We start from the raw sequence: 21,789 nt of genomic DNA, 5'->3' as shown, positions 1-21,789 counted from the left end.
GGGCCCGGCTCAGGTCGACAAGTCGACGCGGCGGGCGGCCCTCACGGCAGCGTCACGTGGATGGGTCCACTGGTGTGGGTGAGGGATCGGGCCGGGGCGTGGGTGCGGGTGGCGATGATCTCCGCGGCGATGGACACCGCCGTCTCCTCCGGCGTGTTCGCGCGCAGATCGAGCCCGATGGGGGAGTGCAGTCGGGACAGCTCGACATCGCTCAGTCCCACGTCGCGCAGCCGCCGCAGGCGGTCGGTGTGCGTGCGGCGCGAGCCGAGGGCGCCGACATAGCAAGCCTTGCCCCGCAGCGCCTCCTGGAGCACGGGGACGTCGAACTTGGCTTCGTGGGTGAGCACGCAGATGACGGTCCGCTCGTCGGGCTCGCAGTCGGCGAGGTACTTGTGCGGCCACTGCACGACCACGTCGTCCGCGTCCGGGAACCGGGAGGTCGTGGCGAACACCGCGCGCGCGTCGCACACGGTGACGTGGTAGCCGAGGAACTTGCCCATCCGGGCCAGCGCCGCCGCGTAGTCGATGGCGCCGAACACGAGCATCCGGGGCGGCGTCGTCCAGCTCTCCACGAAGACCTCCGGGCCGGACGGATCGGCGCCCGCGGGCGGCTGGCACAACGTCAGCAGCTTGGTCCTGCCCAGCGCCAGCAGGCCCTGCGCCTTCGTGGCGATGCGTGCGTCGAGGCCGGGGTCGCCCGTGGTGCCGTCGTAGCCGGCGGGGTACACCGCCAGCAGGGCGCCGGTGTCCAGCACGCGGGCCACCGCCACCGGCTCGCCGCAGCGTGCGGCACGCAGCGCCGCCGCCAGGGTGCCGCCCGCTGCGGGGGTGAAGCGCTGCATGTGCACGTCGATCACACCCCCGCAGGTCAGGCCGACGGCGAACGGGTTGTCCGGGTCGTAGTCGAAGCTGATCCGGACGGGTACGCCGGTGTCGAGCACCTCCATCGCGGCGTCGTGCACCGAGCCCTCGATGCATCCGCCGGAGAGGCTGCCGAGGACGGCGCCGTCGGCGCGCACCGCCATCGCGGCGCCCGGCCCCCTGGGCGCGCTGCCGCTCACACCGGTCACCGACGCGACGACGAACGGCTGACCCGCGTCGATCCATTCCAGCAGTTGTGCGGCGATGTCCCGCATAGGTACCACATCCGTGCGTCGTCATCGAGGGAGATCGGTGGGAGAGGGGAGGGACTGATTCCGGTATGGCCGGCCGCGCGCGGCCGCGTTCAGCCGGTGACGGAGAGCTGCTTGGTCCGGTTCTCGACGCGCACGCGCGCCAGCTTCCACCAGCCGGGCACCGCGTCCGGGTCGTTGAGCATGCGCCAGACCCGGTCCCGGGAGAACGGCGTCTCGTAGGGCCGGGTGCCGACGGCGCGGCGGATGGCGTTGCCCAGGGCGGCCGGTACGGGGTTGTAGGGGCTCTCGCTCATCGACTTCGCGCCGAAGGGCCCGAGTTCGTCGAACGTCTTGGCGAAGTAGACCTCGGTCTCCGGGACGTCGTTCATCTGCGGGATCCGATACGCGCGCAGCACCGGAGTCAGCAGGTTGCCCTGCTCGTCGAGCATGACCTCTTCGGACAGTGCGGTGCCGAGGGCCTGGGCGACGCCGCCCTCCACCTGCCCGCGGCACTGCTGCGGATTCATCACGGTGCCGGCGTCGGCGGCGTGCACGGACTGCAGGATGCGTACCGCGCCGGTGCGGACGTCGACGGCGACGCGGACCCCGTGCACGTTCCAGGCCAGCGAGCGGAACTCGCCCAGTTCGTCACCGCGGGCGAACACGCCGTCGCCGTCCCGGTGGGCCACCGGGCAGGCACGGATGGCCTCACGGAAGCGGACGATCCGCTTCGGGGTCCGGATGCCGTCGGGGAACAGCGAGCAGTCGGCGGGCTCGCTGCCGGTGAGCTGGGCGGCGACACCGAGGAGCAGCGTACGCAGTGAGATCGCGGCGGCGTGCAGGGCCTTGCCCGCCACCGTGGTGCCCGCCGAGGCGAACGCCCCGGTGTCGTAGATCGCCCCGTCGGTGTCGGAATTCGTCAGCCGCACCCGGTCCAGCTCGGTCGACATGTCGGTCGCCACGATCTGGGTGTGCACCGTCGTGGTGCCGTTGCCGAACTCGCTGGTTCCCACACCGGCGACGTAGGTCCCGTCCGGCTTCAGCGTCAGCGTGGTCTTGGAGACATGGCCGAAGGGCGCCATCGTCGCGATCATGGCGACTGCCATGCCCTCACCGACACGCCAGTGCCCGCCCGCCGGGGGCAGCACGCCGTTGCCGCGGTCGAGCCCTTCCTTCACGAGTTGCAGGCACTGGTCGAGGCCATAGCTTCCGTAGACGAGTCCGTCGTCGGCCGGATGCGCCTCCACGAGGGGGTCACCGTCGGCGACCATGTTGATGCGCCGCAGTTCGAACGGATCGATGTCGAGGGCGAGCGCGAGTTCGTCCATCGCGGACTCGACGCCGAGAATCACCTGTCCGAGGCCGTAGCCGCGGAAGGCACCGGACGGCACGTTGTTGGTGTACACCGACTCGGCGTCGACGCGCTTCACCGGAGCGTTGTACAGGCTGATCGACTCGGCGCAGCCGTGGAACAGCACCCCGGGCGCGTGGTTGCCGTAGGCACCCGTGTCGGCCAGCACACGCAGCTTGATCGCGGTCAGCCTGCCGCTCCGCTCGGCCCCCAGAGTGACCCGGACGCGGAACGGGTGGCGTACCGAGGTGCGCGCGAACTCGTCGTTGCGGCTCATCTCGTACATGGCGGGCTTACCGGTGCGCAGGACCACGAGGGCGATGATGTCCTCGGAGAACATCTCCTGCTTCCCGCCGAAACCGCCACCGACGCGTTTGGTGAAGACGCGCACGCTGTCCTCGGGCAGGTCGAGCAGCCGGCACAGCGTGCGGCGGGTCAGGAAGGGCACCTGCGAGCTGGTGCGGATGACCAGCCTGCCGTCGTCGTCGAGCCAGCCGAGGCTGCCGTGCGTCTCCAACTGCATGTGCGAGACGCGCTGGGTGCGCCACTCCCCGTGCACGGTGACGTCGGAATCGGCCAGCGCCTGGTCGACGTCCCCGCCGACGCCGTTGTGGAGGGCGGCGACCACGTTGCGTGCCGGGTCCCGCGGCAGCTCCTCCGCCGGCTGGTCGCTGTCGAGCAGCTCGGGATGCAGCATGGGCGCGCCCGGTGACATGGCCTCTTCCGGGTCGTGCACCGAGGGCAGCACGTCGTACGTCACCTCGATGAGGCGGCAGGCCTGCTCGGCGACGCTCGCGGAGACCGCGGCCACGACCGCGACACGCTGCCCCCTGAAGCGCACCACGTCGTCGAGGATCCTGGTGTCGTGCGGGTCGTCGGTACGGCGTTCGTGCTGCGCGGTGGAGTAGCGGGTCCTGGGGACGTTGCGGTGGTCCAGCACCAGCTCGACCCCGGGCAGCCGCTCGGCCTCCGTGGTGTCGATGTCGAGGATGCGGGCGTGCGCGTGCGGCGAGCCGAGTACGCGCACATGGAGTGCGCCGGGGAGTTCCATGTCGAAGGTGTACGGTTCGGTCCCGGTGACCACCCGCTTGGCGGCGGGCGGGTTCACCGAGGTCCCGACCTTCGACTTCGGGCAGGGGATGCCCGGCTGAACGCCCTCGGGCCGGGCGCCGGACCCGCATGCTCCCGGGGAGTTGCCCGAGTCCTCGGCACCGGCGGCCATGACGCCCTGCGCGATGGCCTGGCGGATGGACCGGTACCCGGTGCACCGGCACAGGCTGCCCTTCATCAGCCGGTGCATGTCGTCTAGCTGGTCCTCCGCGAGCGTGGAAGCGGTGACGATCATGCCCGCGGTGCAGAAACCGCACTGGAAACCGAAGTTGTCGACGAACGCCTGCTGCATCGGATGGAGCCGGTCCACCGTCCCCAGGCCGGAGACGGTGGTCACCCGCCGCCCCTCGATCCGCTGGGCCGGGTAGATGCACGAGTGCACGGGCTTGCCGTCGACCAGCACCGTACAGGCCCCGCAGTCGCCCGCGTCGCACCCCTTCTTGACCTCGAAGTGCGCCTGGTCGCGCAGGAAGGTCCGCAGGCACTGCCCGGGGCGGGGCGTGGCCGCGCAGTCCTCACCGTTGATGTTCAGTTCCATGCCTGCAGCTCCTCCAGGATCTCCGCGAGCAGCACGGCGCTGACGGCGCGGCGCCAGTCGGCGCTGCCCATGGGGTCGGTGTAGTAGCCGTCCGCGCCCAGCGCGTCCTCGCGCAGCCGGACGGGCGTGGGCAGGGCGTCGTAGCGCAGCACCACCGGGCGCAAGGTGGCGGCCGTGATGGTGAACACCGCCGCACCGGACTCGTCCAGCCGGCCGGTGAGCACCGCCGCGCTGCGACCGATCTCGACCAGCGCCATCTTGCGGAACCCGGTGTGCGCGCGCAGCGCGTGGGCGGGGATGTCGATGCAGCGCAGCACATCGCCTTCGGCGAGCGTATTGGTTCCGTTTCCGGTGGGTATGTCCGCGACGGGAATCGTGTACTCGCCGCCGTCCGCGGTCCAGATCAGCGCGGTGGCATCGAGCGCGACGGCCAGCGACACCATGGACGCCGCGGCGTACGAGCGGCAGATGTTCCCGCCGACCGTCATCATGTTCCAGATCTTGAACGAGGCGAGCAGGGCGGAGGCCGCCTGGAAGAAGACCGGATGCGCCGCCCAGCCCTCGCGCCGCCGGATACGGGACAGCTCGGCCACCGTGCAGGTGGCTCCGATACGCAGCCCCCCTGAAGGCGTGTCCTCGACCGAAGGCCAGCGCATCGTCGCCAGGTCGACCAGACCGGTCGTTCCCACCTGCGGCTCCGAGTAGAGCCAGGTCCCGCCGCCGAGGAACACCTCACCCGGCGCCAGCACGAGATCTTGCCGTGTGCGCGCCGGACGCCACGTCTCGATCGTGTTCAAGTCCACCGCGCACCCCATCGCCACGTGCGCCGCCGGGGATCGACGGCTCGGAACGGGACAAGTGAAGCGCTCCGGGCCCGCCGCCCGGCATGCCCGCCGCATACGGATCTCCGGGCCCGCGTTCGGTTGATCGACCGAACCGCCGGTGGGCGATGTGATCGAGCCATACCGAGGCTGATATTGATGGCACTGTGCTGGTGAAACAGGTGATGGAACTCGCCGACCTCGGGCTGACGCCGCTGTGGGCGCCGCCCCACGCGCTGCGGCGCGCCGTCACGGGCGTCACGACTGCCGACATGGCGAATCCCTCGACCTACCTGTCGCCGGGGGAGATCGTACTGACCGGCCTGGTCTGGTGGCAGCCGGACCGCTGTGGGACCGCGCGGGCGTTCGTCTCCGCGGTCCGGGCCGCGGGCGCCGTGGCGCTCATCGCCGGCGAAGGGGTGCACGGCGGGATCCCGGACGAGCTGGTCGAGGCGTGCCGGGACCACGAGCTTCCGCTGTTCTCCGTGCCGCGGAGCACCACATTCCGCACGGTCCTCGACAGCATCTACGTCCGGCTCTGGGCCGATGTGCGCGCATCCGACGCCCCGGCCCTGCCGTCCATGGTCAGGGACGAGCTTCTCGGCAGCATCGCCTCGGCGGCCCCGCTCGATGACGCGCTCCGGCTGGCGGTCGAGCGCCTCGGGCTGTCGGAGCTGACGCTCACCTCTCTCGCCGGCCGAGTGATCGCGAGCACGCATCCGCATGCCGCGAGCGCCCGGCCCGGCGCACGCGGCGCACGGGTGCCGGTCGGTACGGACCAGGGGTCGCCCTTCGACGGGTGGTGGCTGTGCACCACGCCGGCGGTCGCCGCACGCCAGCGGCCGGTGCTCGACGAGGTCGCGGCCCTGCTGTCCACGAGGTTGGCGCAGCACCGCAAACGGCTCACCGTACGCGGCGCGAGAGCCGGTGCGCTGCTCGCCGCGCTCGAAGCGAAGGACACCGCGGCGACAGCCGGCATCGTGCAGGACTGCGGTCTTCCCGGCGACACCACGCTCACTCCGGTCGTGGTGAGAACCCCCGGGGCGTCGGCCGCCTGGGCCGTCGACGCCGCCAACGAACTGCTCGCGGCATGCGCGGTGGAATTCGCCGTGTGCCCGGGCGGGACCGATGAGTCGGTCGGCTTCGTCGCCGCGCCGCCGGACCGGTTCGCCCAGCGGCTCACCGAGCACCTCCCGGACGTGCAGGGCCTCATCGACGCCGACCTCGCCCTCGCGGTCGGTGTCGGCCCGGAAGCCCTGCCGCGCGACCTGGCGCCGGCCCTGCGCGGGGCCCGCTATCTCGCGGATGCCTCCGGACAGCGACCGGACCCGGTGCCCCGAGTCTGCACGACCTCCGCCGTCACGAGCCTGGGCGCGGTGCTGGGAGGGCTGCCGCCCACGGTGTCGCACGCCTTCCAGGCGAACACGATCGGCCCGGTCATCTCGTACGACGCCGAGAAAGGCACCGAACTGCTCCAGACGCTGGCGACCTTCCTGGACAACGGATCGTCGTGGACCCGCACGGCAGCCGCCCTGCACCTGCACGTGAACACCGTGCACTACCGGATCGAGCGAGCGGAAGCCCTCACCGGCCGCCGGGTGTCCGACCCGCGCGGCCAGATCGACCTGCACGCGGCCCTCATCCTGCACCAGTGGTCCACGGAGCGGAGCGGGCGAACGGAGGAGGGCGGATAGAGGGCGGCGGGAGGTGCCCCTATGCGTGGTGCCCCTATGCGGAGGTGAGCCAGCCGCGCAGGAGCCTGCTGACGGCCGGCATCGACACGTACGTCATGAACACGTTGAATGTGCAGGCGGTGACCGCGCTGCTGAGGAGGACGGGGAGTGTGGTCAGGTGGGGCACGAGGAAGAGGCCGCCGAGTACGGAGACCGGGTAGATGGCCAGGGTCGCGCTGATCGCCATCTTCCAGCGGGGCGGCGCCGGCCGGGTGGAGCCCGGCTTGGCGAACCAGGTCTCCATGCCGGTCAGTGTCCGCCGGGCGATCTCGGTGTGGTGGTGCCCGTCGCAGTCGGCGAACCAGGCCGCGCGCTCGGGTGACTCCTGCCAGGCGCGGCAGGCTTCCGCGTCCTGGAACCGGTGGACGAGGAACCAGGGCGCGTCGCCGCCGGAGGAGCGGAAGAAGCCGTAACCGAGATGGCCGGGGAACGTCGCGGCGGTGTCGAGAATGCCCCTCGCCCACCGCTCGAACGCGGCTTCATGGCCGGGATCCACCCGACGGGCTATCAGGAGCGTCACCTCGCCGGTGTCGGCGGGGACGGTGGTGTGCTCAAGGCTGACCGCGGTCAAGACAGACTCCTCGTATCTTGCCGCACCCGGCGATACTCTACTCGACCAAGAGGCCCGCGCAGTGGGCGGCGAGGGACTTCGCGCACATCGGCGCAAATCGAGCACCAGCGCAGCCTCTCGGCCGGCCGGCCATTCGGTGCCCGTCCCGGTCCTTGACCAGACTTGCGACCTGTGGGGACAGTGTGTCGATCGGGGTCAATTCGATCAGGACTTCTCAACAACCGGGGTACGTGTGAGGGCAATTGCCGGGTCGCGTGGCTTCATGACCGTACCGGCGGCCACCGTGCTTCCGCTCGGCGGGGCGGCCACCACCGCGCAAGCCGAGCCCACGGACCCGCCGATCCCCGCGGCGCCCTGCGCATACCCTTTTGTCCGCTTCGTCAAGGACGGCCAAGTCGTCTAGGAGTACGACGAGGTGAGCCCCTGGCAGGAGCTGCCGGCCCCGCTGCCCGCCCCGCTCCAGGTCATCAACACCCGCCACGAGACGGTCTGGATCGGCGACACCAAGGGCGGAGCCACGTGCATCCGGCCCGAGTCCCTCGTCGACCGGTGGCTGGGCACGTTCGAGGCCGTGCGGATCGACGACTCGGCGGAGTGCGAGCTCACCTGAACCGCGCGTTCCTTCGACGGGCGGGAGAGCGCCGAAGTCCACATGGTGGGCGGGGCAGTGTCGACGCTCATGCCGTGCTTGGGGGTGAGGGTGACCGGGCCGTCACGGAGAGGGAGCGCAGATCGTCGACGGCTTGGCGCAGATGTGTGGCCAAGCTCTGCGAGGAGTTGTCGATCCAGGCCCCGGCCGCGTGGTGGAAGGTGGCCCAGCCGGTGTGAGCGGCCAGGTCGGAGAGCCGGTCGGTGACACCGTTCATGGCCACCGCCTGACACTGAGAACGCCGGCTCGCCGCCGGACTTCGGGGGAAGAGCACGTACGGACACTGATCGGCCGCAGGAGAGGAGTCCATGGTGACGGAAAGGGCGTGCTCGGTGGACGGGGACGAGCTGTTCCACTTGGACGCGACCGCGCTGGCGTCGCGCGTTCGCACACGACGGATGTCCGCGGTGGAGGTGATGCGAGCGCACCTGGAGCGGATCGAGGCGGTCAACCCGAAACTCAACGCGGTGGTGGCCGTGCTCGCCGAGCAGGGGCTCGCCGCGGCGCGGGTGGCGGACGCGGCCGTGGCGGCCGGAGAGCCGGTCGGACCGCTGCACGGTGTGCCGTTCACGGTCAAGGACGCGCTGGACGTGGCAGGGGCCGTGACCACCCGTGGCTCGGTTCTCTTCCGGGACCGCGTCCCCGAGGCCGACGCGACGGCAGTGGCGAGGCTGCGGGCGGCCGGCGCGATTCCGGTGGCCAAGACCAACCTCCCGGAGTTCTCGTACTGGACCGAGACCGACAACCTGCTCTTCGGCCTCTCGCGCAATCCCTGGAACGGCGAGCGGACCCCCGGCGGATCGAGCGGCGGCGAGGCGGCGGCCATCGCCGCCGGGATGTCGGCCCTCGGGTTGGGCAGCGATGTGGCGATCTCGGTGCGCGGACCCGCCCACGACACCGGCATCGTCGCCCTGAAGGCAACCCGCGGGCGGGTCCCGATCACCGGCCACTGGCCCGAAGTACCCGGCCGCTACTGGCATGTCGGGCCGATGGCCCGCAGTGTGAGGGACATCGCCACGGCTCTCGTGGCGCTCGCCGGACCGGACGGCGTCGACGGCCACGTACGGCACGCGCCGCCGCTGGACGCGGCCGTCGACGGCCACTCGGCACCGGCCGGTCTGCGGGTGGGCTGGGCCTGCGAGCCCGCGTTCGGCCCGGTGGACCGCGAAGTGACGGCCGTCGTCGCGGCCGCCGGTCAGGCACTGCGGGAGCTGGGCTGCGTCGTCGAACCGGCACCGCTCACCGGCCTGGAGGCGGTCGACGCGACCGAGTTGAGCGCGACGCTGTTCACCGCGGAAGTGGTCCCGTACTTCCGCCGGGTCGCCGCCGGCCGCGAGGGCGACCTGCACCGGGTGATCCTGCGGGCACTGGAGGCACCGGAGGTGTCGGCGGCCGACTACCTCGACGCGCAGCAACAGGTCGATGCGCTCAGCTCGCTGTTCACCGGCTACTTCGAGCGCTACGACGTGCTGCTGTGCCCGGTGTGCCCGATCCCCGCCCCTCCGTTCGCCCGGCCGAAGTTCGAGGTCGACGGGGTGACCGTGCCGGCCCGCGGGATCATGCGGGCGACCGTCCCGTTCAATCTCACCGGGCTGCCGGCCCTCTCCCTGCCGTTCGGGGCCGCCGCCGACGGCCTGCCGATCGGCGTCCAGCTCGTCTCACGCTGGTACGACGAGCCCACCCTGCTGCGGCTGGGGGCGGCCCTCGAATCGGTCAGCCCGGTCCGCGACCGGCACCCGGAACTCGCCTGGTGAAGAAGCCGGTACGCCCGCGGACGGACCACGGCCGGCCCACCGGGAACGGTCCGGCAGGCAGTCCGCCGCGCCGCTCTCACTCGACGGTCACCGTCGCCTGCCAGGCGCCCGGCGGCATGCCGGTCGCCTGGCGGAAGAACACCGAGAAGTTGGACGCGTCGGGGAAACCCAGCCTGGTGGCGCAGGTGGCCGCAGGGAGGCGGTGGTGCGCCAGCAGCCGTTTGGCTTCCAGGACGATCCGGTCGACGATGTACGCCTTCGCGGTGCGGCCGGTGGCCTGCCGCACCGCTCTCGACAGCGTACGCGGCGCGTATCCCAGAGCCCGGGCGTAGTAGCCGGCGTCGTGATGCTCCCGGAAATGCGCTTCGACGCTGGACCGGAACAGTCCGAACAGCGGATTCGCCGACCGGGCCGCGCCGTGCGGTGGCCGCAGCCGGACGATGAGCGCGGAGAGCAGGATCTCGGGCAACTCCGTCGTCGTGTCCCTGTCCCCGGGCGCATCGGAGGCTTCGAGGAGGAGGTGGTTCCGCGCGGCGTCGACGAAGGGCCAGTCGGCCTCGGGAATGGTCCACCGCGCCACCGGGTGCGGGGCCGCGGCGAGCTCCCGGGTGGCGCGGGTGACCGGCGCGGTCGGGACGAACAGCAGGAGGTGCCCCGTCACGCCGGCGATGTCGTCCCAGCGGTGCACCGCGCCGGGAGCGACCCACACCGCGGACCGGTCGCCGAGCGGGTGCCGGCGGAAATCCACCGTGACAGATCCGGGCCCGGCGTCGACGACAGCGAGGACATGGAAGTCGGCGCGCTGCGTGCCGCCGTCGTTCAGCTCGCGAAGGCGGTCGAACGTCATCGTCTCGACAGCGGCGGCACCCTTCCCGACGGGCCGGTACGTCATCTGCCGGATCACGGTCATGTGTCCAGTTTCCACCATCGGGCGACCAGTCGCGGCGATGCCCCGGCAGAGCGATGGAGATTCCATGGGAGCAGAGAAGTTCCGCTGCGGAACGCTGGAAACGCTGATCGAGGGAGTCACCGATGAACGCGACACAGCGGGCGCTGCTGCCCGTTTACGACCACCGGCCGGGGACCGGGCCGACTCTTGTGTTCCTGCACTACTGGGGTGGCTCCGCCCGCACATGGGACCTCGTCGTCGACCGCCTCACCGGCCGCGACATGCTCACCGTCGACTTCCGCGGGTGGAGCCGCTTACGCGGCATGTCCGGCCCCTGCACGCTGCGCCGGCTCGCCGGGGACACGCTCGACGTGATCGCCGGCACGGGCGTCACGGACTACGTCCTCGTCGGACATTCCATGGGCGGCAAGGTCGCACAGCTGGTCGCGGCGACCCGGCCCGCGGGCCTCCGGGGGATCGTCCTCGTCGCTTCCGCACCGGCCGAGCCCGCCGCGGAGATCACTCCCGAGTACCAGGAAAGCCTCTCCCACGCGTACGACTCCGACGAGTCCGTCGCCGGCGCACGGGACGCAGTGCTCACCGCGACCGGGCTGCCCGCATCGATCAAGTCGCAGATCGTCACCGATTCACGCGCCGGCGCCGAGGCCGCCCGCACGGAGTGGCCGCTGCACGGCATCGCGGAGGACATCACCGGACACACCCGCCTGATCGACGTCCCCGCTCTCCTCGTCGCCGGGGAGCACGACCGTGTCGAACCCGAACAGGTGCTCCGTGACAACCTGCTGCCCCACCTCCCCGGAGCCGGCTTCACGGTGATCTCGAACACCGGTCACCTGATCCCGCTGGAAGCTCCGGCCGACCTCGCCGACGCGATCGCCGCCTTCGCACCAGCCACCTCCACCATGAGCCGGCGGGCGTAGTTCCGCCTGAGCCCTGCCCTCCACCACGACGCCGCCGGGGTCCTCGGCGTGCCGGAGGTGAGATCGGGCGGCGTAGGGAAGGGAGAGGAGGACACTCATGGGCACGTCACGGAAGGGCGTCTCGCGGGCGAGAGGGAAGGAGCCGTGGTGGACAGTGGTGAGGAAGAGGAGCGGTACACGGTGACGGGTGCCGCCGGGCAGGACCGGCCGGATCTGGCCGTGCGGCTGGGTTTGCAGGCGCATCCCGAAGGGGGCTGGTACCGAAGGCTGTGGTCGGCGGGCGAACAGGTCGACACCGGCCGGGGACGGCGTCCGGCCGCCACCGCCATCCACTATCTTCTGGGTCCCGGCGAGCAGTCGCGCCGGCATCGCGTCGCGTGTGACGAGCTGTGGCTCTGGCACAGCGGCAGCCCGCTGTCCCTCACCCACGCTGCCGAGCCCTCGGCCGCCACAGCCTCCACCACCCTCCTCGGCCCCGATCCGGCGGCCGGACAGGCGCTGTGGGCGGCCGTTCCCGCCGGACGGTGGCAGTGCGCCCGGCCGGTCGGTGACGATCCTGTGCTCGTCACCTGTGTCGTGGCACCGGGCTTCGACTGGGCCGACTTCACCCTCCTCCCGGGCGACCACTGACCACTCGCCCGCCGCCTCACGGCTGACCGGCTGTGGGAAGCCTCGGGATGCGCCGGCGGGCGGCGGTTCCGCGTCTTCGCGTGGCCGGGCGTCAGCGCGGCTCGGACAGCTCCGGGCGGCCGCAGTCCTGGCAGACGCCGGTCAGCTCCACGACGTGGTCGACGCGGGTGAAACCCGTGGCCGCCGCGACGCTTCGCGCCCAGCTCTCGACCTGTTCGGCCTCCACCGCGCGGCTCAGTCCGCATTCCCGGCACACGAGGTAGTGCTGATGCCCCTCGGCGGGCCGTGGCCGGTACAGCCGTTCTCCGTTCAGGTCGCGGATCACGTCCGCGCCGCCGTCGGCTTCGAGCATGCGCAGGGTGCGGTACACGGTGGTGAGGCCGATCAGGATGCCGGCGGACTCCGCCGTCGCGTGCAAGGACCGGGCGGAGACGAAGTCCTCGCACGCCTGGAACAGGGTCAGGAGTTCGCGGCGCTGCCGCGTCGAGCGCTGGTTCCCCGGAGGAAAGCCGCGCATGGTCACCTCCCCGGTGGAAGACGCCGGAACCAGGCCGACCGGGCCGGGTGGTGCCGTGGCTGCGGCCACCACCCGGCCCGGAGTCGTCAGACGGGCACTGCCGTGCCGTGCTGCTCGTGTACGCAGGTTTCGCGGGCCTCCGGGACGTCCCAGACGGGGAAGGGGTCGTCGCCGCCGGTCCAGTCGCCGTCCAGGAGGCAGTCCTCCAGGGCGGTGCACAGGGCGGCCGCGTTCAGTTCGGTACCGATGAACACCAGCTCCTGGGCCCGCTGTTCCGGCGCTGCGGCGTCGCTGACCCCGGCCGGCTCGAAACGGGCGACCGAACCCGCCTGGGACCACAGTCCCGTCACCCCGGTGCGTCCGGCCAGTGTGAAGAAGCCCTTGCTGCGCAGGACCGTTCCGAACTCGCCGCTGTCGAACCGCTCGGTGACCAGCCGCCAGAGACGGCCCGGGTGGAAGGGACGGTCGGAGCGGAACAGGGCGGACGAGATCCCGTACTCCTCGGTCTCCGGGACATGGTCGCCGTTGAGTTCGCGCACCCAGCCGGGCGCCTGCTGCGCCTGTTCCACGTCGAAGAGGCCGGTGCCGAGTACGTCGCAGGCGCGTACCCGTCCCCGGACGCTGTCCAGGAGGCGTGCGCCCGGGTTGAGCCGGGTGAGGATGGAGCGCAGGCGCTCGGCCGACTCCTCGTCGACGAGGTCGAGCTTGTTCAGGACGATCACATCGGCGAACTCGACCTGGTCGATCAGCAGATCGCTCACCGTGCGTTCGTCGTCCTCGAAGGGCGCGAGGCCCCGCGCGGCCAGCTCGTCGCCGTCCCCCAGCTCCCGGAGGAAGTTGGCCGCGTCCACGACCGTGACCATCGTGTCGAGCCGGGTGAGGTCGCCGAGCGTCGTCCCGTCGTCGCGTGCGAAGGAGAAGGTGGCGGCCACCGGCAAGGGCTCGGAGATGCCGCTGGACTCGATCAGGAGGTAGTCGAAGCGCCCCTCCCTGGCGAGGCGGTCCACCTCTTCGAGGAGATCGTCGCGCAGTGTGCAGCAGATGCAGCCGTTGGTCATCTCGACCAGTCGCTCCTCCGTACGGGAGAGAGCGGCCCCGCCACCGCGCACGAGCGCGGCGTCGATGTTGATCTCGCTCATGTCGTTCACGATGACGGCGACACGCAGTCCCTCGCGGTTGGACAGCAGGTGGTTGAGCAACGTGGTCTTGCCCGCTCCGAGGAAACCGGACAGGACGGTCACCGGCAGGTGGTCGTGCGGCATGCTGCTTCAGTCCTCCGGACGGAGGAGGCCGCGCTCGTACGCCTTCCTCAGGTGCTGGGGAACCAGATAGGTGGTTCCTTCGAGGGTGATGGGGGCCAGTGGCGGGGTGTTCGCCCGCCACTGGGCGCGGCGGTGGCGGGTGTTGCTGCGCGACATCTTGCGCTTGGGGACGGCCATGACGGTCCTCTCGTCTGCGGGGAAGGGGCGGTGGTGGGGAGGTCAGCGGCTGGAGTAGGGGAGCAGGGCCATCTCGCGGGCGTTCTTGACGGCCGTGGCGACCTGCCGCTGCTGCTGCCGGCTGATCCGGGTGACCCGGCGGCTGCGGATCTTGCCGCGGTCGGAGATGAACTTCCGCAGCAGGTCGGTGTCCTTGTAGTCGATGTACGTGATGCCGGCCGCGTCGAGCGGGTTCGGCCGGTTCTTGCGGGCGAGCGTGGCTTTGGTGGGGCGGGGCACGGAGCCCTCCTTGGCGGTGAGGCGGGACGAGTCAGGCGACGGGGTCGAGCAGTTGGTCGAAGCCGGTGGGCCGGGGCCAGGCGGCGGGTCCGGACGCCAGCTCGTCGTCGGTGAGCAGACAGGCGTCGAGCAGCGAGAGCAGCCCTGTCCGGTCCAGACCGGGCGAGGTGAAGACGAGGTGCTGGCAGCGGTCGCCGTGCTCGGGATGCCAGTCCAGCGCGGCCGCGGTCCGGCGCTCGGCGGGCATCATCTCCCAGGCGGCGTCCGGGAGAGAGGCCATCCACGGCCCGGCGCTCTCCACGCACAGCGCGCCCCCGGCGGCGTCCCAGGCGAGCAGGCTGTCGGGCCGGTCCGCCAGCCAGAACCTCCCCCGGCTGCGGGCCGCGGCACAGCACAGGTCCTCCAGCGCCTCGTAGAGGCGGCCGGAGTGGAAGGGGCGGCGGCGCTGCCAGACCAGGGTGCTGACCCCTTCCTCGTCGCAGTCGTGGGGGAGCCGGGCGCAGGCCGGGTGCTGGGCGGCCGCCGCCGCGTCCACGTCGAAACCGGCGACCGCGATACCGCCCAACCGGCCGGAGCCGATGCGGACATGACTGGCCGTGGGGTGCAACTGCCGCAGGAGCGCCAGGTCGTCCAGACCGGTGGCGGGGCTGTCGGCCAGGGCGACGACGGGGGCGTATTCCAGTTGCCGTGCGAAGGTGTCGCCCACGGTGCGCTGGTCCGTCGCGGCGGCGGCGAGTCCGGCGTCCGCGAGGTCGTCGCCGTTGGACAGGCAGGCCAGGACCAGCGCGGGGTCCACCGCGGTCACCACGTTGGTGAGCCGGAAGGCGCCGTCGCCATGCGCGGCGACGACCTCGGCCATCCCGCGGGGCTCCACGGAGTCCCACAGTTCCACGACCGCGAGGCGGGTGAGGCCGCTGTCGGCGAGCCGCTCCAGTTCGGGGACGAGGTCCTCGCGCAGGGCGCAGCAGGCGCAGTCGTTGACCAACGGCGTCTCGCCCCAGCAGGTGTCGCCCGTGGTGTCGCGCACGCTGCGGCGCACGGTGCCCGCCGGAGCGGTGGACAGGTCGTGGTGCAGGGCGACGCTGCCGGGCACCTCCCGCAGCAGCCGGTCGACCGTGGCGCGGCGGGCGTCGGCGTGCAGTCCGCCGACGATCACCACGGGCATCGGCCCTTCGAGGGTCATCGGCGGCCCCCGTCCCGTCCGTAGCGGCGCTCGAAGCGCTCCACGCGGCCGGCGGTGTCCAGCACGCGGGCGGTGCCGGTGTAGAAGGGGTGGCTCGCCGAGGAGATCTCGACGTCGACCACCGGGTAGGTGTGGCCGTCCTCCCACTCGACGGTCTTGTCGCTGGTCATCGTCGAGCGGGTCAGGATGGCGAAGTCTCCGGCCTTGTCGCGGAAGACGACCGGGCGGTAGGCGGGGTGGATTCCGGGCTTCATGGGGTGCGTTCCCTGGGTCGGTGTGGTGGTGGTCGGGCCGAGGGCGGTGCTGTCAGCGCTCCTCGCGGAAGTCGACGTGGCGTCCGGCGACGGGGTCGAACTTCCGCAGGACGAGCCGGTCCGGGTCGTTCCGGCGGTTCTTGCGGGTCACGTAGGTGTAGCCGGTCCCGGCGGTGGAGCGGAGCTTGATGATCGGGCGCAGTTCGTTGCGTGCCATGGGGGTAGCATACGACAATGATTTCCATTACCGATAACCGGTGAAGAGAAAGGCAGCCTCCGCATGTCCGCCCACTGTCAACTGACCGGAGCCGAACCCGGCTTCGGCAAGAAGATCTCCCACTCGCACCGCCGCACCCCGCGCCGGTTCGACCCCAACATCCAGAAGAAGCGCTACTGGCTGCCCGGCGAGGGGCGTCACGTCCGGCTGCGGCTGAGCGCGCGTGCCGTCAAGACCGTGGACGCCATCGGCATCGAGGCCGCTGTCGCCCGGATCCGGGCCCGTGGGGAGCGTGTCTGATGGCGAAGAAGAGCAAGATCGCGAAGAACGAGAAGCGGAAGCTGATCGTGACCCGCTACGCGCGGCGGCGCGCCGAACTCAAGGCGGTCCTGGCCTCGCCGCGGGCCACGGACGACGAGAAGGCGGCCGCGCGGGCGGAACTCCGCCGCCAGCCCCGGGACGCGAGCGCGACCCGCGTGCGCAACCGGGACAGCGTCGACGGCCGTCCGCGCGGTCACCTGCGCAAGTTCGGCCTCTCGCGGGTGAACGTGCGCGAGCAGGCCCATGCCGGATATCTGCCCGGAGTGACGAAGTCGTCCTGGTGAATCCGTCCGGGGCGGGGGACGGCACCTCCGTGCCGTCCCCCGCCCCGTGCCGTCCCTCGCCCCGCTGCCGGCCACGGCCACCCGGTGCCGGCTCAGGGCCTCTTCACGACAGGGCGGGAACGGCGTCGCCTCGGTGCAGGCGGCCGCCCTCCAGCACCATGACGTCGTCGGCGACCCGCCGCACCACCTGGGGGTCGTGCGTGATGAGGAGCACGCTGAGTGACCGCTCCTCGCACAGACCGCGCACGAGGTCGAGGACGGACGCCTGGGTCACCGAGTCCAGCGCCGAGGTCATCTCGTCGCACAGCAGGACCCGCGGTCCGGCGGCCAGCGCCCGGGCGATGGCGATCCGCTGGCGCTGGCCCCCGGAGAGCCGGCCGGGGGTGCGCCACGCGAGCTCGGGCGGCAGGTGGACCAGGGACAACAGGCGCTCGATCTCCTCGTCGATCCGGTGCGGGTCCCGCATCCCTCCCAGGACCCGCAAGGGGCGTACCAGGGCCTCGCGGACCGGCCGCAGAGGATGCAGCGTCTCCGCCGGACTCTGGGGTACGAGCTGGATCGCCGCGCGGTCCGTCACCGCTCTCCTGCGCGCTCGCCCTGGCAGAGGGCGCCCGTCGAGCAGGACCGACCCGCCCGCGGGCTGGTGGAGTCCCGTGACGCAGCGCGCCAAGGTCGTCTTGCCGCTGCCGGACGCGCCGGTGACGGCCAGGCACCGTCCTGGGCGGACGGTGAGACCGACGTCCTCCAGCACCCGCCGGTCGCCCAGCGCCGCGGCGAGTGCGTCGACGCGCAGCACCGGTGGCGTGCCGGGGGCCTGCCCGCGCGGTCGACGGGGAACCGGTGAGGCCGCGTCGACCAGTGCCGCCGCGGGCCGTGACGCCGGAGCCGCGAGGACCCGGCCGGCCGGTGCGTCCTCCGCGATACGGCCGTCCGCCAGGACCACGACCCGGTCGACCAGCCCCGCGACCGACGAGAGGTCGTGAGTGATCCACAGGAGGCCGACGCCGGCCTTGCTGACCCGGGCAAGCTCCGCGCGGACCTCCTCCTTCGCCGCGGGATCGAGGGCGGAGGTGGGTTCGTCGAGGACGAGCAGCCGGGGGCCGCGTGCGAGGGCCACGGCCAGGGCGGCTCTCTGCTGCTGGCCGCCGGAGAGTTCGGCGGGACGCCGGCGCGCGAACGAGGCGGGCAGGCCGACTCGGCGCAGCAGGGCCTCGGGCCCCTGGGCGTCCCGTGTCCCCAGCGCCGTGCACAGCGTGCTCGACAGCCGGCGATAGGGGTTGAGCGTCGTACCGGCGTCCTGTCCGAGGTAGGCGACCGTGCCGCCGCGCAACGCGGGGTGGGGCACGGGCAGTGTGTCGTGCCCGTCCACCCGTACCCGGCCGCCGTTCAGGGCGATGCCCGGTCGCAGGTGGCCCAGGACGGACAGGGCCAGCGTGGTCTTCCCGGAGCCGGAGGCGCCGACCACGGCCAGCGCCTCTCCGGCCTCCGCCGTGAGGGACACGCCGCGCAGGACGGGGCCTCGCGCGGAGCGCAGTTCCAGGTTCTCGATGGCGAGCATCGTTTTCTCGACTGCGAGCATCGTTGGCTCACTCCTCGTCGTCGGGGTGTGTCACGTCGTCGGACAGCAGGTTGACGCCCACGGCGAGGACGGCGATCAGGACCAGCGGTGCCAGCAGTGCGCAGGGCTGCAGCGCGGCGCCGGGCAGGGCCTCGTAGACGAGGGTGCCCCAGTCGGAACCGGAGACGCCGACGCCCAGGAAGCCGGCCGCACTGACCAGATAGAGGGAGAAGACGAACCGGAGCCCCGCGTCGGCGAGCACCGTGGTGGCGACGAGTGGCAGCACCTCGTTGCGCAGCACCCAGGGCCACCGTTCGCCCCGGGCCAGCGACAACTCCGCATGCGGCCTGCGCAGCACGGGCAGGGCGGCGGACCGGATGACCCGCGCGGACAGCGGTACGCCCGCGGCACACGCCGCGAGTACGACACCGGCCCGGCTGGGCACCGCCGTGAGCACGAGCAGGAGGGCGAGCATCGGCGGCAGCGCGGCGAGGGCGTCGAAGGGGCGCATGACGAGGCCCTCGGCGGCCGGCCGGCGGTGGGCGACCAGGGCCGCCGCCAGCCCGGCCGAGGTGCCGAGCGCCACGGTGACGACCGTGGCGGCCAGCGTGGTGAGCACGACGGACGGACCCCCGCGCAGCAGGCGGGACAGTACGTCGCGGCCGAGGTGGTCGGTGCCGAGCGGGTGTGCCGCAGCAGGCGGCGCGTACGGCGTCGCCACCATCTCCGTCGCCGAATGCGGCGCGAGCCACGGCCCGGCGAGGGCGACGGCCAGCACGACGCCGATCACGACCGCCACGACCAGGGTGCGCCTGCCGGCCCGCCACCGGGAGAGACCCGCGGAGTGCGGCAACGGGCCGCGAACGCGCGGTGGAGGTGTGGAGGTCTTCACTGGGATCGCGTCCTTCCGACCGCGGCGCCGATGACGTCCGCGGCGATGGTGGCCAGCAGGGTGAGGGCCCCCATGAGCACGGCGAGCGCCTGCACGACCGGCAGATCGCCGGTGCTGACCGAGGAGACCAGTACCTGGCCGATGCCGGGATACCCGAAGACGGCCTCCACCAGTACCGTGCCGCCGAGCAGCCCGGCCGAAGTGATCAGCCAGATCTGGGCGGCGGAGGGCAGCACGGCGGGCAGGACACCGTGGTACAGCACGGTCCGTTCGGGGATGCCGTTGAGCCGCATCGCCTCCACGTGCGGGGCACGCGACGCGACCAGCGTCTGCGCCCGGATCACACGCGTCGCGTAGGCGAGGCTCACCCAGAGCAGGCTGAGCACCGGCAGCACCAGCACGTCCGGATGGGTGAGCGGGGAGTCCCCCGCGGGGACCAGGGAGGTCGCGGGCAGCCAGCGCAACTGCGCGCCCACCACGAGGGCGAGCATGGCCGCGACCACGAACTCGGGTACGGCCGTGGTCAGGAGCAGCAGGGCGGAGCCGGCCCGGTCGGCCCGCCGCTCGGCCCGGCGGCCCAGAACGAGACCGAGGACGAGGGAGAGGGGTATCAGGAGCAGGACGGTCAGGCCGGCCAGGACCGCGGTGTTCTCCAGGCGGCCGGAGAGCATACCGGCGACGGGTGTGCCGTTCGCCGACGTGCCGAGGTTGCCGTGCAGCAGGCCGTCGGCCCATTTCAGGTAGCGGTGGGCCAACGGCTCGTCCAGTCCCAGCCGTTGGCGGGCCACCGCCACCTGGTCCGGTGTGGCGTTCACCCCGAGCCGGGCGGTGGCGGGGTCGCCGGGCAGCAGATCGACGCCGGCATAGACCACCGAAGACAGCGCGGCCAGCAGGGCCACGGCGGTCACGAGCCGCCCGGTGACATACCGGACCAGGTCTCTTGTCACGCGGTGAAGCCCACCTTCCCCAGCCAGGGGTACTTCGGCGACTCGCGGTTCTCGATGCCCGTCAGGGTGGCCTTCGCCAGGCTCAGCACGTCACCGCGCCCCCAGGCGATCCAGTTGCCGCGGTCCGCCATGACCCGCTGGGCCCTGGTCCAGGCATCGGCCCTGGCGGTCTCCGAGGTGGTGGACACGGCCGTCGCCACGGCGTCCGTCAGCTCCTTGTCCGGGAAGGCGAGCGTCTCGAAGGCCGCGGACCGGGTGTAGGTCAGGGCCAGGGAAACCGGTCCGAGGGGGAAGGAGATGGCGTCGCACGCCTTCATGCCGGACGGTTCGTACCCCTCCGTGGTGCTCACCTTGACCAGTGAGGCGTCGAGACCGAGTCCTCTCAGCTGTTCGACGAACAGCTCCGCCGACGAGTTCAGCCCCGTCTCGTACTCGGCCGTGCGCACCACGAAGGGCTTGCCCGTGGCGCCGGCCTCCTTCAGCAGCCGCTTCGCCCTGGCCGTGTCGCGCTCGGGGACGGGCACGTCGTCGAGGTAGTACTGCGCGCCGGCCCCGAACAGGTCGTTGGCGGGCTCTCCGTAGCCGAGGAAGACGGCCTCGACCAGTGCCTTGCGGTCGATGCCCAGCTTGATCGCCTGCCGCACCCGGGGGTCCGAGGGGAGGGGGCGGGTGACGTTGAGGACGAACCCGTACGTCGTGCGCAGGTTCTTGCCCGCGTCACGGATCTGCAGGCCGGTGCCGGGCGCCCCCGCCTTCGCCGTGGTGAAGGAGATGTCGGAGGCGTAGTCGGCCTGGCCGTCCCTGACCGCGTTGACCCGGGCCTGGGCGTCGTCGACGCTGAGCAGGACGATCTTGTCGGCGTGGCCGCTGCCGTCCCAGTAGCCGTCGAAGCGCTCCAGCCGGGTCTCCACGCCCGCTTTGAAGGCCGTCAGGCGGTAAGGCCCGGTGCCGGTGACGGAGTTGGCGGCGAAGGAGGAGGTGCCGGCCTTGATGACGTAGATCCCGGCGCCCGCGAAGAGGGTCGCCGGGTCGCCGGCGGGCCGGAGGGTCGGTACGACGACGGTGTGATCGTCACCGGCCTCGGCGGCGGCGAGGTCGAAGTAGGCCGACAGCTCGCTCGGCGAGACGCGGTCGGGGGAGGAGCGGTACTTGAGCGTGTGCACGACGTCGGCGGCGGTGAAGGGTGTTCCGTCGTGCCACGTGACTCCCTGGCGCAGCGTCAGGGTGCAGCGCTTCGCCCTGGTGTCGACCTCGGCGGCCGTGGCGAGCGCGGGCTCGGCCTCGCCGTCGGCGAAGAGGAACAGCGTGTCGAAGACGACCGAGTAGCGGGCGAGGTCGCAGGGAGAGGTCCCCACGGTGGGGTCGAGGGACTCGGCCGCACCCGCTCCGGCGAAGGCGAGCCGGACGGTGCCGCCGCGCCGCGCCGTGCCGGTGGGCGCACCGGTCACCGTGGGCGCCGTGCCCTGGTCGGAAGAGCAGCCGGTGAGCGAGGGGACGGCCGCGGTCGCGGCCCCCAGCCCGATCAGGGACAGGACATGGCGGCGGGTCACGGACGGGAAGGGAAGGGAAGGGCGATGAGACATGACACTCCGAGTACGTATGGGCGCGTGCACGGACGGTGCCGGGTCGCCCAGAGGGCCGGGAATCGCGTCTAGTCATACATGATAATCATTTTCAAACTCAAGTGGGCCTTGTCGGTATTGACGACCGGGGCCCGGCAGTCGGCGTGGCCTGCTTCCCCCATTAACGGGATTGACAATCGTTTTCAGTAAGGCTTGTATGGGTGGCGCCGGCGG

General features: G+C 71.9%; 24 protein-coding genes. 7 read left to right on the top strand and 17 right to left on the bottom strand.

Annotated elements, in window-relative coordinates:
• Positions 1 to 41: 41 nt before the first annotated feature.
• The 3 genes from ABZ858_RS19960 to ABZ858_RS19950 all read right to left on the bottom strand — a co-directional run bounded on the left by ABZ858_RS19960 (position 42) and on the right by ABZ858_RS19950 (position 4,917).
• The gene (locus ABZ858_RS19960; RefSeq protein WP_361379857.1) at positions 42 to 1,136 is read right to left on the bottom strand and encodes an XdhC/CoxI family protein; all 1,095 of its coding nucleotides are present in this window, start codon (positions 1,134 to 1,136) and stop codon (positions 42 to 44) included.
• Positions 1,137 to 1,225: 89 nt separating this feature from the next.
• Positions 1,226 to 4,114 (bottom strand): molybdopterin cofactor-binding domain-containing protein, encoded by a 2,889-nt coding sequence (locus tag ABZ858_RS19955; RefSeq protein WP_361379854.1) that lies wholly within the window; start codon positions 4,112 to 4,114, stop codon positions 1,226 to 1,228.
• Positions 4,105 to 4,917, bottom strand: coding sequence for an FAD binding domain-containing protein (locus ABZ858_RS19950; protein ID WP_361379851.1), 813 nt, complete (start codon positions 4,915 to 4,917; stop codon positions 4,105 to 4,107). The genes ABZ858_RS19955 and ABZ858_RS19950 overlap by 10 nt, the downstream gene beginning before the upstream one ends.
• A gap of 185 nt (positions 4,918 to 5,102) precedes the next feature.
• On the opposite strand from ABZ858_RS19950, the gene ABZ858_RS19945 reads away from it, so the two are divergent.
• Positions 5,103 to 6,629 carry a PucR family transcriptional regulator gene (locus ABZ858_RS19945; RefSeq protein ID WP_361379848.1) on the top strand — a complete coding sequence of 509 codons (1,527 nt, stop codon included), beginning with the start codon at positions 5,103 to 5,105 and terminating at the stop codon, positions 6,627 to 6,629.
• A 34-nt stretch (positions 6,630 to 6,663) separates the two neighbouring features.
• On the opposite strand, the gene ABZ858_RS19940 is transcribed toward ABZ858_RS19945, so the two are convergent.
• Entirely contained in the window at positions 6,664 to 7,239 is a 576-nt protein-coding gene (locus ABZ858_RS19940) for an antibiotic biosynthesis monooxygenase (protein ID WP_361379846.1), read from the bottom strand.
• A gap of 415 nt (positions 7,240 to 7,654) precedes the next feature.
• Here ABZ858_RS19940 and ABZ858_RS19935 point away from each other — a divergent pair, with 415 nt between their 5' ends.
• On the top strand, positions 7,655 to 7,849 hold the full coding sequence (locus ABZ858_RS19935; protein ID WP_361379844.1) for a hypothetical protein: 195 nt from the start codon (positions 7,655 to 7,657) through the stop codon (positions 7,847 to 7,849).
• Positions 7,850 to 7,916: 67 nt separating this feature from the next.
• Here ABZ858_RS19935 and ABZ858_RS19930 read toward each other — a convergent pair whose 3' ends face one another.
• Entirely contained in the window at positions 7,917 to 8,105 is a 189-nt protein-coding gene (locus ABZ858_RS19930; RefSeq protein ID WP_361379841.1) for a hypothetical protein, read from the bottom strand.
• Positions 8,106 to 8,196: 91 nt separating this feature from the next.
• Between ABZ858_RS19930 and ABZ858_RS19925 the strand changes: the two genes are divergently transcribed.
• Complete coding sequence (locus tag ABZ858_RS19925; protein WP_361379838.1) at positions 8,197 to 9,642, top strand: amidase; 1,446 nt, start codon at positions 8,197 to 8,199, stop codon at positions 9,640 to 9,642.
• A gap of 76 nt (positions 9,643 to 9,718) precedes the next feature.
• Here the strand turns inward: ABZ858_RS19925 and ABZ858_RS19920 are convergent, their stop codons facing one another.
• Positions 9,719 to 10,552 carry a helix-turn-helix transcriptional regulator gene (locus ABZ858_RS19920; protein WP_361379835.1) on the bottom strand — a complete coding sequence of 278 codons (834 nt, stop codon included), beginning with the start codon at positions 10,550 to 10,552 and terminating at the stop codon, positions 9,719 to 9,721.
• Between the two features lie 122 nt (positions 10,553 to 10,674).
• Here ABZ858_RS19920 and ABZ858_RS19915 point away from each other — a divergent pair, with 122 nt between their 5' ends.
• On the top strand, positions 10,675 to 11,472 hold the full coding sequence (locus ABZ858_RS19915; RefSeq protein WP_361379832.1) for an alpha/beta hydrolase: 798 nt from the start codon (positions 10,675 to 10,677) through the stop codon (positions 11,470 to 11,472).
• Positions 11,473 to 11,619: 147 nt separating this feature from the next.
• Positions 11,620 to 12,102: a cupin domain-containing protein gene (locus tag ABZ858_RS19910; RefSeq protein ID WP_361379828.1), complete on the top strand. Its 483-nt coding sequence runs from the start codon at positions 11,620 to 11,622 to the stop codon at positions 12,100 to 12,102.
• Between the two features lie 91 nt (positions 12,103 to 12,193).
• Here ABZ858_RS19910 and ABZ858_RS19905 read toward each other — a convergent pair whose 3' ends face one another.
• The 7 genes from ABZ858_RS19905 to rpmG form a co-directional block, all read right to left on the bottom strand.
• Entirely contained in the window at positions 12,194 to 12,619 is a 426-nt protein-coding gene (locus ABZ858_RS19905) for a Fur family transcriptional regulator (protein ID WP_361379825.1), read from the bottom strand.
• A gap of 86 nt (positions 12,620 to 12,705) precedes the next feature.
• Positions 12,706 to 13,881 (bottom strand): GTP-binding protein, encoded by a 1,176-nt coding sequence (locus ABZ858_RS19900; RefSeq protein ID WP_361379822.1) that lies wholly within the window; start codon positions 13,879 to 13,881, stop codon positions 12,706 to 12,708.
• A 6-nt stretch (positions 13,882 to 13,887) separates the two neighbouring features.
• Positions 13,888 to 14,058: a 50S ribosomal protein L32 gene (gene rpmF, locus ABZ858_RS19895; protein WP_361379819.1), complete on the bottom strand. Its 171-nt coding sequence runs from the start codon at positions 14,056 to 14,058 to the stop codon at positions 13,888 to 13,890.
• A gap of 42 nt (positions 14,059 to 14,100) precedes the next feature.
• The gene (gene rpsR / locus ABZ858_RS19890) at positions 14,101 to 14,337 is read right to left on the bottom strand and encodes a 30S ribosomal protein S18 (RefSeq protein ID WP_361379816.1); all 237 of its coding nucleotides are present in this window, start codon (positions 14,335 to 14,337) and stop codon (positions 14,101 to 14,103) included.
• 31 nt (positions 14,338 to 14,368) lie between these two features.
• Positions 14,369 to 15,520, bottom strand: coding sequence for a GTP-binding protein (locus ABZ858_RS19885; protein WP_361379813.1), 1,152 nt, complete (start codon positions 15,518 to 15,520; stop codon positions 14,369 to 14,371).
• Positions 15,517 to 15,774, bottom strand: coding sequence for a type B 50S ribosomal protein L31 (locus ABZ858_RS19880; RefSeq protein ID WP_361379810.1), 258 nt, complete (start codon positions 15,772 to 15,774; stop codon positions 15,517 to 15,519). Before ABZ858_RS19880 ends, ABZ858_RS19885 begins: the two co-directional genes overlap by 4 nt.
• Before the next feature lie 52 nt (positions 15,775 to 15,826).
• Complete coding sequence (gene rpmG / locus ABZ858_RS19875; protein ID WP_361379807.1) at positions 15,827 to 15,991, bottom strand: 50S ribosomal protein L33; 165 nt, start codon at positions 15,989 to 15,991, stop codon at positions 15,827 to 15,829.
• A 63-nt stretch (positions 15,992 to 16,054) separates the two neighbouring features.
• Here rpmG and rpmB point away from each other — a divergent pair, with 63 nt between their 5' ends.
• Entirely contained in the window at positions 16,055 to 16,291 is a 237-nt protein-coding gene (rpmB, locus tag ABZ858_RS19870) for a 50S ribosomal protein L28 (RefSeq protein WP_361379804.1), read from the top strand.
• The gene (rpsN, locus tag ABZ858_RS19865; protein ID WP_361379801.1) at positions 16,291 to 16,596 is read left to right on the top strand and encodes a 30S ribosomal protein S14; all 306 of its coding nucleotides are present in this window, start codon (positions 16,291 to 16,293) and stop codon (positions 16,594 to 16,596) included. The genes rpmB and rpsN overlap by 1 nt, the downstream gene beginning before the upstream one ends.
• A 103-nt stretch (positions 16,597 to 16,699) precedes the next feature.
• Here rpsN and ABZ858_RS19860 read toward each other — a convergent pair whose 3' ends face one another.
• The 4 genes from ABZ858_RS19860 to ABZ858_RS19845 all read right to left on the bottom strand — a co-directional run bounded on the left by ABZ858_RS19860 (position 16,700) and on the right by ABZ858_RS19845 (position 21,543).
• Complete coding sequence (locus ABZ858_RS19860) at positions 16,700 to 18,175, bottom strand: ATP-binding cassette domain-containing protein (protein WP_361379798.1); 1,476 nt, start codon at positions 18,173 to 18,175, stop codon at positions 16,700 to 16,702.
• Between the two features lie 7 nt (positions 18,176 to 18,182).
• On the bottom strand, positions 18,183 to 18,953 hold the full coding sequence (locus ABZ858_RS19855) for an ABC transporter permease subunit (protein WP_361379795.1): 771 nt from the start codon (positions 18,951 to 18,953) through the stop codon (positions 18,183 to 18,185).
• Positions 18,954 to 19,042: 89 nt separating this feature from the next.
• Positions 19,043 to 19,993, bottom strand: coding sequence for an ABC transporter permease (locus ABZ858_RS19850; RefSeq protein ID WP_361379792.1), 951 nt, complete (start codon positions 19,991 to 19,993; stop codon positions 19,043 to 19,045).
• Positions 19,990 to 21,543: an ABC transporter substrate-binding protein gene (locus ABZ858_RS19845; protein ID WP_361379789.1), complete on the bottom strand. Its 1,554-nt coding sequence runs from the start codon at positions 21,541 to 21,543 to the stop codon at positions 19,990 to 19,992. The genes ABZ858_RS19850 and ABZ858_RS19845 overlap by 4 nt, the downstream gene beginning before the upstream one ends.
• Between the last annotated feature and the right edge of the window lie 246 nt (positions 21,544 to 21,789).

The sequence above is a fragment of the Streptomyces sp. NPDC047017 genome (assembly GCF_040644175.1).
GTDB lineage: Bacteria > Actinomycetota > Actinomycetes > Streptomycetales > Streptomycetaceae > Streptomyces.
This window is presented reverse-complemented; position numbering and strand designations above follow the sequence as displayed.

Coding starts and splice junctions, on each gene's coding strand:
- ABZ858_RS19960 (WP_361379857.1), bottom strand. CDS start 1,136: ATGCGGGACATCGCCGCACAACTGCTGGAATGGATCGACGCGGGTCAG.
- ABZ858_RS19955 (WP_361379854.1), bottom strand. CDS start 4,114: ATGGAACTGAACATCAACGGTGAGGACTGCGCGGCCACGCCCCGCCCC.
- ABZ858_RS19930 (WP_361379841.1), bottom strand. CDS start 8,105: ATGAACGGTGTCACCGACCGGCTCTCCGACCTGGCCGCTCACACCGGC.
- ABZ858_RS19925 (WP_361379838.1), top strand. CDS start 8,197: ATGGTGACGGAAAGGGCGTGCTCGGTGGACGGGGACGAGCTGTTCCAC.
- ABZ858_RS19920 (WP_361379835.1), bottom strand. CDS start 10,552: ATGACCGTGATCCGGCAGATGACGTACCGGCCCGTCGGGAAGGGTGCC.
- ABZ858_RS19915 (WP_361379832.1), top strand. CDS start 10,675: ATGAACGCGACACAGCGGGCGCTGCTGCCCGTTTACGACCACCGGCCG.
- ABZ858_RS19905 (WP_361379825.1), bottom strand. CDS start 12,619: ATGCGCGGCTTTCCTCCGGGGAACCAGCGCTCGACGCGGCAGCGCCGC.
- ABZ858_RS19900 (WP_361379822.1), bottom strand. CDS start 13,881: ATGCCGCACGACCACCTGCCGGTGACCGTCCTGTCCGGTTTCCTCGGA.
- rpmF (WP_361379819.1), bottom strand. CDS start 14,058: ATGGCCGTCCCCAAGCGCAAGATGTCGCGCAGCAACACCCGCCACCGC.
- ABZ858_RS19885 (WP_361379813.1), bottom strand. CDS start 15,520: ATGACCCTCGAAGGGCCGATGCCCGTGGTGATCGTCGGCGGACTGCAC.
- ABZ858_RS19880 (WP_361379810.1), bottom strand. CDS start 15,774: ATGAAGCCCGGAATCCACCCCGCCTACCGCCCGGTCGTCTTCCGCGAC.
- rpmG (WP_361379807.1), bottom strand. CDS start 15,991: ATGGCACGCAACGAACTGCGCCCGATCATCAAGCTCCGCTCCACCGCC.
- rpmB (WP_361379804.1), top strand. CDS start 16,055: ATGTCCGCCCACTGTCAACTGACCGGAGCCGAACCCGGCTTCGGCAAG.
- rpsN (WP_361379801.1), top strand. CDS start 16,291: ATGGCGAAGAAGAGCAAGATCGCGAAGAACGAGAAGCGGAAGCTGATC.
- ABZ858_RS19860 (WP_361379798.1), bottom strand. CDS start 18,175: ATGCTCGCAGTCGAGAAAACGATGCTCGCCATCGAGAACCTGGAACTG.